The 5264-nt window shown below is 70.2% G+C and carries 4 protein-coding genes; 3 read left to right on the top strand and 1 reads right to left on the bottom strand.

Annotation, left to right across the window (positions count from 1 at the left end):
* Positions 1-138 precede the first annotated feature (138 nt).
* Positions 139-1077 (bottom strand): RNA polymerase sigma factor SigJ, encoded by a 939-nt coding sequence (gene sigJ, locus ABGB05_RS36745; protein WP_347658646.1) that lies wholly within the window; start codon positions 1075-1077, stop codon positions 139-141.
* 149 nt (positions 1078-1226) lie between these two features.
* Here sigJ and ABGB05_RS36740 point away from each other — a divergent pair, with 149 nt between their 5' ends.
* The 3 genes from ABGB05_RS36740 to ABGB05_RS36730 all read left to right on the top strand — a co-directional run bounded on the left by ABGB05_RS36740 (position 1227) and on the right by ABGB05_RS36730 (position 5141).
* Entirely contained in the window at positions 1227-1733 is a 507-nt protein-coding gene (locus tag ABGB05_RS36740; protein ID WP_347658645.1) for a carboxymuconolactone decarboxylase family protein, read from the top strand.
* 218 nt (positions 1734-1951) lie between these two features.
* Positions 1952-4102, top strand: a complete 2151-nt coding sequence (locus ABGB05_RS36735) for a hypothetical protein (protein ID WP_347658644.1) — start codon at positions 1952-1954, stop codon at positions 4100-4102.
* A gap of 91 nt (positions 4103-4193) precedes the next feature.
* Positions 4194-5141 carry a hypothetical protein gene (locus ABGB05_RS36730; protein WP_347658643.1) on the top strand — a complete coding sequence of 316 codons (948 nt, stop codon included), beginning with the start codon at positions 4194-4196 and terminating at the stop codon, positions 5139-5141.
* Positions 5142-5264 lie beyond the last annotated feature (123 nt).

Here is a 5264-nt window from a genome sequence, read left to right as displayed (position 1 = left end):
AGGGGGGCGGCCCCCCGAGGGGGGGCGGCGGTACGGGGGGCCGCCGCACCCCCCGGTTCACCGGTGCAGGACTCGGGTCCGAAGTTGCCCGGCTCACTCCCGACGTGGGCCGTGGACGCCCGCCCGTGGACCGCCAGGCTACTGACCCGCCGTCCACGACCGGAGCTTCTCCGGGTTCCGTACCGCCCAGATGTGCCTGATCCGGTCGCCCGCGACCTCGAAGGCCAGCACGGTCACGGTGACGCCGTCCTGCTGGACGACCAGACCGGGTTGGCCGTTGACCGTGCGCTCCAGAATCGTCAGCCGGGGTGCCAGGCCGGCAACCTCGACGAGGCCACGTGCGATCCGCTCGCCGCCGTCGACCGGGTCGAGCGCGGCGGTGACCAGTCCGCCGCCGTCCGCGGTCGCGGTGGCGTCGGGGTCGAGCAGACCGACCAGGGCGTTGATGTCCCTGGCCTGCCAGGCCCGTTTGAAGTCCCTGACGAGGCCGGCCTGCTGGACGGTCGGGGCCGCAGGCGCCTGCGACTCGCGGATCCGACGACGGGCGGAGGTCGCCAACTGACGACATGCCGCCGGGGTACGACCGACGATCTCCGCGACTTCGGCGAAGGGGTACCGGAAGACGTCGTGCAGGACGAACGCGACGCGCTCGGCCGGGGTCATCGTCTCGAGTACGACGAGGAAGGCCATGCTGACCGACTCGTCGAGGGTCACCCGGTCGGCCGGATCGGCGCTGCTGGCGCCCGGACGCCCGCGGATCAGCTCGGTACGGTCGGGCAGCGGCTCCGGGATCCACTCGCCCACGTACCGTTCCCGCCGGACCCGTGCCGAGCCCAACAGGTCGAGGCAGATCCGGCTGGCGACCTTCGTGAACCACGCCCCGGGAACTTCGACGGCGTCCCGCTCCTGCGGCGACATCGCGTACCAGCGGGTGTAGGTCTCCTGGGCGACGTCCTCGGCTTCGGCGAGCGAGCCGAGAAGCCGGTACGCCAGGTTGATCAGTTGACGCCGCTCGCGGACGATCACGCTCAGGGTCGGATCGGGCCGGCCGTCTCCCGGCTCGGACTGGGTGGTCATGGTGTCGACGGCTCCCTCGGCTGCGGCTGTTCCCACCGTTGCCGACGAAACAGCCCCTCGGATTGTGAGGTGGGCGGGTCACCTCACATTTCCGCCGGCCGTCTCGTCGGACCACCGAGACACCATCCACCGGACAGGAAGGTTCGACCATGGCCACGTCCACCACTACCACCCAGGACAACCTCCGATCGCGGCTGCCCGACCCCGCCCCGCTCTTCCCGGAGTTGGTGACGATGGCCGGCACCATGACCAGGGTCATCCAGAACGGCTCGGTCCCGAAGACCACCATCCACCTGGTGCAGCTGCGTGCCGGACAGCTCGTCGGCAACACCTACCACACGGTCCGGCAGAGCGGCGAACTCCGCCAGGCCGGGGAAACCGAGGAGCGGATCACCGCCGTCGCGTCGTGGCGGGACGCCCCGTACTTCACCGAGGCGGAGCGGGTCGCGCTGGAGCTCGTGGAGGCGGTCCTCACCCCGAACCCGTCCGGGGAGCGCGTCCCCGACGAGCTGTTCGCCAGGGCGACCGGCCACTACGACGACAGGGCGATGTGGACGCTCACCCTGGTGATCAGTCAGATCTGCTACTTCATCCCGGTCGCGCTCGTCGCCAAGCCGATCCCCGGCGCGCCCCTCGGAGAGAACTACCGCAGGTAACGGCCGACTCCGGGGCATCGACGCGTACGGGAACGTCGTGCAGGTCGGTGGCCACTCCGGTGGCCACCGACCTGCGGCCCGGTCGACACCTGAACGGCAGCACCGCGTCTGACCGCTCTGCTTCGGCTGCCGACCGGAAAGATGAACGGGTACGGACCTGACCGGGAGCGGCCGTCGCCGCTGACCTCCGTTCCGGAAACCACTCGTATGCTGGTCCGATGCCTGGGGATGGAGGTGTTCCCGGTCGGTTGGGGCGGATCGCCGGGAAATTGTCCGCCGCGCGGGCCACGCCGCCATCCTGGACGGCCTTCGGCGCTCGGGAGCACCGGTTCGAACTCCGCGCGCCGTTGTCCGAGGACGTGGTGGCCGAGTTCGAGGCGCGGCACGACGTCGCGCTCCCGCCGGAATACCGAATCTTCCTGACCGAACTGGGCGACGGTGGCGCCGGGCCGGGCTACGGTCTGCGCCCACTCGCCGACTCGTGCGGCCCGTCCTGCCGGCCGGGGCACCTGGCACAGGCCAGCCCCTACCTGCCCGGCCCGCGTTACCTGGATGACTGGGAGCAGCGGTACGAGGAGCCGCCCGGACCGGACCGGACCTTTCTGCGAGGCACCCTGCGGATCGCCGACCACGGGTGCTCGCTCTTCACCCAGCTCGTCGTGACGGGGCCGGCACGCGGCAGGCTGTTCAACCTCGACGACGAGGGACCGGTCGGACCGTACGTGGTGGAGGACGCCGACTTCCTGGCCTGGTACGAGCGGTGGCTGGACGAGACCGTCGCCGGGTACGACACCGGCTGGTTCGGTGAGCGTTTGCCGCTGGACGAGCTGGCGCTGCTCGCCGCGCTCGCCGCCGATCCGTCGCCGGAGCGGCGGGCCCGGGCCGGGACGTCGCTGCTCATGCTGTCGGTTGTCAGCGACGCCGCATGGGCGGCGCTGGCACGTGCCGTGGCCACCGACAGCGACGCGGGCGTGCGGGCAGAGTTGCTCGACGCACTGATTGGGCAGGGACGTGACCCCCGCCCGGCACACCCCGGGGCGGCCGGGGACGAGGTCGCCCGGTACGCCAGGTCGTCCGCCCCGGTCGACCTCCGAGCGTTGGCCCTGCTGCGCAGGCTCACCCTCGACGATCTCCTGCCGGAACTCGCAAATCACGATCCCGAACGGCGGCGGCGAGCGGCCTACCTGCTTGCCTGGGATTCCTCGGAGATCAGACGCAGGCAGCCGCCGCGAGGGCTGCTCGACGGTGTGGTCCGGCGGCTTCTCGACGCCCCGGACCCGCTGCTCCGGTCCCACGGCGTCGCGGTGGTCCGCTGGTTCGGCCTCACCCACCTGCACTCCGTGCTCCACGATCTGCGGGGCCGGGAACAGGATTTTGGGTTCTGCACCATCTCAGGTGGTGCCTGGCCGAGCCGTCACGTCCGACAGCGGACGGGTACGACGATCCGTGGGCGTCGGCACCGCCGTTCTGAGGCCGTAGCGGTGGCGCCGTCGTCGCTGCCAATCACCTCGTCCGGCGTCGGCACCGGAAAACGGGTCCATGGAGTGGCGGCGTGGAGTGTCAGAATCACCCACGTGATCAGCGAGTTGACCCGGACCTACCTCGACGCGGTCGACCGGGCGCTGCCCGGATACGTACGCGGTCTCTACCTGGTCGGGTCCGCCGTGCTCGACGCCTGGCAGCCCGGGGTCAGCGACGTCGACACGGTGATCCTGACCTCGCGTCCGGCCGGCACAAACGACTGTGCCGCGCTCGCCGACGTGCACGCCGGGATGCCGGACTCCCCGCACTTCGACGGGGTCTATCTGGATCCGGCGTCGGCCCGGGCGTGGCCGGACGACCAGCGGGTGGTGCCACACGCCGTCAACGGGACGTTCACCGCCGACCGACCCTGCGGCGAACTCACCCCCGTGCTGTGGCTGACCCTGCACCGGTACGGCGTACCGGTGCGCGGCCCGGCAATCGCCGACCTGGGCGTACGGGTCGACCCGGAGGCGGTACGCCGCTACAACCTCGACAACCTGCGGACGTACTGGCAGTCGTCGGCGGCGACGATTCGGCCGGCACTGACCGGGGTGGCCGCCGACGAGACCGTGGACGCCGGTTTGGTGAGCTGGTACGCGCTCGGCCCGGCACGCCTGCACCACACGCTCGCCCACGGGGACGTCATCTCGAAGGCCGCCGCCGGGTTGTACCTCGCGACGCTGTTTCCCGGGTACGCGGACCTCGCGCACCGCGCCATCCGCTGGCGTACCGGCGCGCCGGAACGCTTCACCGCCGCAGACCTCTCCGCCGCGCTCGACAGCGTCGACCAGGTGGCCGACGACGCCTGGCGCCGCTTCGGTACGGGGTTGTCCACCTCGCGGTAACTGACTCGATCGCGAGCAGACCCGGCCATAGACTTACCACTATCGGTTGGCTCGCTCGCGGCCGGTGCCGGTGACGGCGCGGGGAGGTGTCATGTCGGTTACCCAACAGCCACGACGCTCCTGGGCCAGGTCGATCTGGGGATGGATCGTCACCCTGGTGTCGACGGCCGTCGCCCTCTGGATCGTGGTGCAGGTGCTACCGGACTTCGAGCTGACCGGGTCCGGCACGGCGCAGGTGTTGACACTCGTGCTCATCACCGTCGTCTTCCTCGCCGGCGTCGGGCTGTTGCCGCTGCCTCTCTACCGGTTGTTGGGGCTGCGGGCACGGCGGACCATCCGCGAGATGGCGCAGGAGCCTGACCTCGACGCCTCGGAGCGGGAGTTCTTCGCGCCGTTCCGCCGGATGATGGTGCTGTCCGGAGTGAGCACCGTCGTCGGCATCACGGTCGCTCTGGCGCTGGCCCCCGTTGTCCTGTGGCTGTCCGTGCGGCTGTGCGAGGCCCTCGGGCTGCCGGTACGGCTCTCCGGTTTCTGGCCGACCGTCTTGGCGGCGGTTCTTGTCTCGCTCATCTCGACGACGGTCGGAGACCTGCTCCGATTGCCGACAGGCCGCCTCAGGATCCTGCGTACGCTGCGTTTCCTCGCCAGGTACCTGCTGCCCATGGCCGGCCTGTGGCTCACCGTGACCTGGCTCGACAACGCCACCCTGGGCGCGGGCGACGGTCAGCAGCAACTGTCTGTCCTGGTCGTACTCGCGGTGCTGTTCGCGCGTCTTGCCTTCGAGGTGAGCGCGCCCCTGGTCACGCTGCTCCTCATGCTGGTCATCAACGTGTTCAAGCTGTGGCTCCTCAGCTGGCTGAGCGGCTGGATGATCCATTCCCTTCAGATCAGCGGCTTCTGGACCTTCGTGCTCGCCGCCCTGATCGTCACGATCGTGACGCTGCCGAACGAGTGGTTGAAGCCGCGCCGGCCGCCCGAGCCGCCGATGCACGACCCGCTCATGGACCCGATGCACACCCCGACCACGCCGTACTACTGAGCCTCGATCCACCGATGAAGATCGGCCCGGCAGGACCCCGGAGATAGAAAGTGCCCTCTGAACTGGAAGGATAGGAGTGCTTCAGGCTTCTATCGCTCGGTTCGAGAGGGCACCTCGCAGGTG

This window comes from Plantactinospora sp. B5E13 (assembly GCF_039871775.1).
Classification (GTDB): domain Bacteria; phylum Actinomycetota; class Actinomycetes; order Mycobacteriales; family Micromonosporaceae; genus Plantactinospora.
This window is presented reverse-complemented; position numbering and strand designations above follow the sequence as displayed.